Genomic DNA, 5,342 nt, shown 5'->3' with positions numbered 1-5,342 from the left:
TCCTGCAGAACCCCGGAATGCGAGCCCGTGACGGGCCCGAGAACGCTGACCTGCGACGACACAGACTGACATCGAGCGGCAGGCGTGGCCACTGGATCCTGCACTTGACGTGCGGAAACAGCATCCGCTGACATCAGCCGACACCACCGTCGAGGGCCACCCGAGGACTCTTAATCAGCGGGTTGCGGCGACTGCATAGCTGGCATTTCCTACTGGACGAAGCACTACCGCACCGGGATCGAACCCGAAGACCCGCGGCGCTAAACGGACGCTACCCGTACCGCGACTCGATCTTCACCCTCGGCGAGGCCGCCCAGAAGTGGTGGTCCGACCAGACGTGACAGGTCGCGATGGGGCCGTTTCGGAACAACTTCCGGGGGCGGCCCCATCGCCTGAGGATGCCCGAGGTCAGCCGAACGGGGTGATCACGTCGTACGGCTGCTGGAAACGCACAGGAAGGCCGGACGCGGCGCTCTTGCGGTCGAGCATTTCCCTGGTCCTGGCGAACTTGTCCATGACCCGCGGCAGCGGACGCAGCTCCTTGCCGAGAGGGCGGAAGAAGTTGTCCCAGTGCACGGGGATGACGAGGCCGGGGCGGGTGGCCTCGACGGTGTGGCGCCAGTAGTCGTCCTGGAACTGCGCGGGTTGCGCGCCGAGTGCGCCGATGCCGAGGTAGAGCAGGTCGACGTCCAGACCGTCGAACTTGTGCGGGACGAAGCCGGCGCTCGTGGTGGACCAGGATCGTGCCGGTCGGATGCTCGATGAGGAACGAGTAGCAGCCGCCGGTGCGGTAGGCGCTCGGCTTGGCCGGCGGTACGAGCGGCTCGTCGATCGAGCCCGGATACCTGTCGCCCGGGCTGTGCACGCCTTCGAAGACCCGGACGGTGAACTCCCCGAACCTATGTGTGGAACCGTCGCTGACCCGTTTCATCGACTGTTCGCGAAGGCCGGCTCCGCGGCCTACGTTCAGCGTCGACTCCGAGCCGTGCAGGACGCCGCCGACGCGCCGAACGACCTCCGGAGCGTCCAGGACGTGGTCGTAGTGGGAATGCGCGACGAACACCGCGTCGAGGTGCTCGACACCGCCTCGGGCGAGAGTGGCGGCGATGACTCTCGAAGAGGGAGCGATGGGGCGCCCGAGGGCGACCCGGAACAGTGACGGCCTGGTGAAGAAGCCGTCGACGAGGATTCCGGACACGCCGTCGGTGACGTGCACCGACGACGTCCCGAAGAAAGTGGCTCGAACGGCCATCAGGCCAGCGATCGAACGAGGGCACGGCCAGCTGCGCGGCCGGAGAAGATGCAGCCGCCCAGGAACGTGCCTTCCAACGCGTTGTAGCCGTGCACGCCGCCGCCTCCGAAGCCGGCGACCTCACCCGCGGCGTACAGGCCGGGGAACGGCGTGCCGTCGGTGTGCAGCGCCTGCGAGTCGAGGTTGGTCTGGATGCCGCCCAGCGTCTTGCGGGTCAGGATGTTGAGCCGGACCGCGATCAACGGGCCGTGCGCGGGGTCGAGGATCCGGTGCGGCTTGGCGACCCGCACCAGCCGGTCGCCCAGGCCGCGGCGGGCGTTGCCGATGGCCATCAGCTGGAGGTCCTTGGAGAAGTTGTTGCCGGTCTCGCGGTCGCGCGCGACGATCTGGCGCTCGAGCTCCGCCGGGTCGAGCAGCGGGCCGCGCCCGATCTTGTTCATGCCGGCGACGAGTTCCCCGACGGTGCCCGCGACGACGAAGTCCACGCCGTGCTTCTTGAAGGCCTCGACCGGGCCGGGTGCATCCTTGCCACTGCGGCTGGTGAGCGTTTTGCGGAGGTCCTTGCCGGTGATGTCGGGGTTCTGCTCGGAACCCGAGAGCACGAACTCGCGACCGATGATCGTCTGGTTCAGCACGAACCACGAGTAGTCGTAGCCGGTCGAGAGGATCGCCTTCATCGAGCCGTTGGTGTCGAAGCCGGGGAAGTTCGGTGCGGGGAGCCGCTTTCCGGTGGCGTCGAACCACATCGAGGACGGGCCGGGGATGATCCGGATCGCGTGGTCCGGCCAGATCGGGTCCCAGTTGTGCAGTCCCTCGGTGTAGTGCCACATCCGGTCGCGGTTGACCAGGTTCGCGCCGGCCTTCTCGCTCACCGCGAGCATCCGCCCGTCGACGTGCGCGGGCACCCCGGAGATCATGGTCTCCGGGCACTTGCCGAGGCGGTCGGCCGGCCAGTTGGCGCGAATCAGGTCGTGGTTGTGCCCGATCCCGCCGGACGTCACGACCACCGCTTTCGCCCGCAGTTCGAAGCTGTCCACGACCTCCCGTGAGGACGCCTTGCCACGCTCCAGGTCGGACGGTTCGAGGACGCTGCCGCGAACCCCGACGGCGGCACCGTTCTCGACGACGAGCTCGTCGACCTGGTGGCGGAACGCGAACCGGACCAGCCCGCGGCGTTCGGCGTCCAGCACCGGCTCGAGGAACACCCGCACGACCTCCGGCCCGGTGCCCCAGGTCAGGTGGAAGCGCGGCACCGAGTTGCCGTGACCGTCGGCCAGCCCGCCGCCCCGCTCGGCCCACCCGACCAGAGGCGTGAACCGCAGTCCCAGATCACGCAGGTACTGCCGCTTCTGGGTCGCGGCGAACCGCACGTAGGCCTCCGCCCACTGCCGTGCCCAGTGGTCCTCGTCGTCGCGGTCGAACCCGGCGGAGCCCAGCCAGTCCTGCAGGGCGAGGGCGTAGGAGTCCTTGATGCCGTTGCGGCGCTGTTCGGGGCTGTCGACCAGGAAGAGCCCGCCGAGCGACCAGAACGCCTGACCGCCGAGGTTCGCGCGGTTCTCCTGCTCGACGACCAGCACGCGGCGCCCGGCCTTGGTGAGCTCGTAGGTCGCGACGAGGCCCGCGAGCCCGGCACCAACCACGATCACGTCGGCTTCGTAGGTCATGACTGCTCCTTGCTTTCGACGCTGTACGCGGTGATGACATGGCTGAACAGGGCGGCACGCCGCCGCCAGGGCTCCGGGTTGCCGGGTTCGCTCAGGCACTGCAGCGCGGTCCCGTCGTGCACCGCGACCAGTGCCTGCCCGAGCGCGCCGGGATCCGGCGCGGTGCGTCCGATCCCGGCCAGAGCGGCCAGCAGGAACGGCGCGGTCGACGCCGCGATCGCTCGTTCGCGCTCGACGATCACCTGCCGCAGCTCGGGGTAGCGCAGCGCGTGGGCGGTGAACTCCGCGCTCACGCGGAACCACTCCTCGTCCATCGGGACAGCCCGCAGCAGATGCGCGACGACGTCGTCGACGTCAGCGGCGGCGTCGTGCCGGAAGTCCTCGAACGCCTCCCGCATGCGGCTGATCAACTCGGCCGACCGCTGCTCCCACACGGCGAGGAAGAGCTCGTCCAGCGTCTCGAAGTTCGAGTAGAACGCGCCCCGCGAGTAGCCGGCACGTGCGCACACCTGCTCGACGGTGGACCGGCCGAAACCCTCCTCGGCGAACACGGCGAGCGCCGACTCCAGCAGCCGCTGCCGCGTCTCGATCCGCCGCTTGGTGACCACGCACACCTCCTGTTCGATACACGAGTGTATCGGATACACCCGTGTATCGAAGAAGGGTTCGTCAGCTCACCATGAACTGCCAGCGCAGGTTGGGGCTGCCGTCGTCGGTCCACACCTTCAACGGCGATCCCGAACCCACCTGACCGCCGCTGTCGAGGACGAGTCCCGTCACCCGGTTCGCGATCTTGAAGAGTCCGCCACCCGTGTCGGTGATCGACCACTGCTGGCTCGCGGCGCCGGTGTACGCCGACTGCACCGGGTTGCCACCGTCCACTGTGGCGCCTGCCCCGTCGACCACGAAACCGTTGGTGCGGTTGGTCAGCGTGCAGAAGCCGTCACCGAGGTCGTCCACCCGGAACTGGAGGTTCTGGCTGTCGTCCGGAGTCCAGACCTTCAGCCTGCTGCCGGCCGCGACCGCGCCGCCGCCGTCCATCGCGAGGCCGTTGGTCACGTTGACGACGCGGAACCACTTCGTCGCGTCGAACGTGACCCGCATCGAGACGATGACGTCGTCGGCTCCGGCCGCCCGCAGATCGGGCGTCGGCGCGGTGAACGTCGACCTGCTGCCGCCCAGGTGGTCCTCCCGGTAGCCGCGGACCTCGTACCCGTTGGCGGGCAGGATGGCGGAAACGGTCCTCGGCTCGAGGTTCACGGCCGCGAGCTGAGCCGCGGTGTACGTGCCGACGGTGAGGGTCGCGGCCGTGCCCCGGTAGTTCCGGTCCGTGTACGCCTTGGCGCCGATGTCCGGCCTCAGCGCCGGGATCCTGTCGCCGAAGGTGAGTTTCAGGACGTACGCGGGCGACTCGAACGGCTTCGCCGCCGGCAGCGCGACGTGCAGCCCGGCCGCGTCCTGGTTGTGGCTCAGCACCGTCCTGGTGCCCAGCAGTTCCACCCGCCGCAGATCGGTCAGCGCGATCCGGTCACTGGACAGCGTGGTGATGGTCAGCGACTCCCCCGGCCAGGCCAGCACCGTCGCGTAGACCACGCGGCAGGCCTTGTCCCTGGTGAAGCGGATGTCCTTGGCAGTACCCACTTTCGGCGCCACGAACGAACCGCCGCCCATCTTCGTCGGCCCCTCCCCGCAGGAGTCCCAGGCGCGGGTGGCGTAGATCGACTCTCCCAGGCGGCCGAGGTAGGTGCCGATGTCGGCGAGCACCGCGCGCTGTTCGGCCGGGATGGTGCCCTCGAGGGTGGGCGAGATGTTGAGCAGCATGTTGCCGCCCTTGCTGACCCGGTCGATCAGCGCGTGGATCATCTGCGTGCTGGAGTAGTAGCCGATCCCCTTGGTGTAGCTCCAGCTGCTGCTGCTGATCGCGTCGTCGGTGAGCCAGTACGGGGTCACGATGCCGGCCGGGCCGCCGCGCTCGTAGTCCTCGACCTGCCCCTTGTTGGTGAACCCGTGGTCGAAGTGCTTGTAGGTGGCGACGACCTCCTTGCCCCACTCCTCGGCCCGGTTGTAGTAGTACGCCAGGAACTCCAGCCGTTCCCGCTCGCCGACGGCGCACGGCCCGCTGTTGAAGCAGTAGCCAGGCGAGTTCAGGCTGAAGTCCTGCCAGAGGATGTCGGGCCGGGCCCGGTCCACCACCTCCTTGAGCTTGGCGAGCCACAACGCGTCCTGCTCGGAACGCGGCAGCTGGCCGTACAACTTGCGCAGGCTCGGGTCGGTCTGCGGTGGGGCGAAGTCGAAGAAGCCGTTGTAGTTGAACGCGTGGTGCATCGCCACCAGCAGCTTCAGGCCCTGCTCCCGGACCGCGTCGGCGAACAGCTTCATCAGGTCCAGCCGGGGACCTTTCGCGACCGAGTTCCACTCGTTGACCT

5 protein-coding genes and 1 pseudogene are annotated in these 5,342 nt (G+C 68.6%); 1 reads left to right on the top strand and 5 read right to left on the bottom strand.

The features are described from left to right. Positions 1-408: 408 nt before the first annotated feature. Positions 409-576, bottom strand: coding sequence for a hypothetical protein (locus UK23_RS54195; protein ID WP_231114827.1), 168 nt, complete (start codon positions 574-576; stop codon positions 409-411). Here UK23_RS54195 and UK23_RS54190 point away from each other — a divergent pair. Next, positions 571-765: a hypothetical protein gene (locus UK23_RS54190; protein WP_231114826.1), complete on the top strand. Its 195-nt coding sequence runs from the start codon at positions 571-573 to the stop codon at positions 763-765. The two genes, UK23_RS54195 and UK23_RS54190, sit on opposite strands and share 6 nt — an antisense overlap. Positions 766-949: 184 nt before the next feature. Here the strand turns inward: UK23_RS54190 and UK23_RS55155 are convergent. The 4 genes and pseudogenes from UK23_RS55155 to UK23_RS35310 all read right to left on the bottom strand — a co-directional run. Beyond that, a pseudogene (locus tag UK23_RS55155) lies at positions 950-1,252 on the bottom strand (MBL fold metallo-hydrolase); the annotation flags it as partial. Continuing rightward, entirely contained in the window at positions 1,252-2,916 is a 1,665-nt protein-coding gene (locus tag UK23_RS35320) for an FAD-binding dehydrogenase (protein ID WP_045316091.1), read from the bottom strand. The gene UK23_RS35320 and the pseudogene UK23_RS55155, both read right to left, overlap by 1 nt. Continuing rightward, positions 2,913-3,524, bottom strand: coding sequence for a TetR/AcrR family transcriptional regulator (locus UK23_RS35315; protein WP_231114824.1), 612 nt, complete (start codon positions 3,522-3,524; stop codon positions 2,913-2,915). Before UK23_RS35315 ends, UK23_RS35320 begins: the two co-directional genes overlap by 4 nt. A 61-nt stretch (positions 3,525-3,585) precedes the next feature. Continuing rightward, positions 3,586-5,342, bottom strand: a 1,757-nt coding sequence (locus UK23_RS35310; protein ID WP_045316090.1) for an alpha-L-fucosidase, incomplete at its 5' end; no start/stop codon positions are given.

It is taken from the genome of Lentzea aerocolonigenes, assembly GCF_000955955.1.
In the GTDB taxonomy this organism is placed as follows: Bacteria; Actinomycetota; Actinomycetes; order Mycobacteriales; family Pseudonocardiaceae; genus Lentzea; species Lentzea aerocolonigenes_A.
The sequence above is the reverse complement of the archived record's forward strand: the minus strand, read 5'-3'. Positions and strand labels throughout refer to the sequence as shown.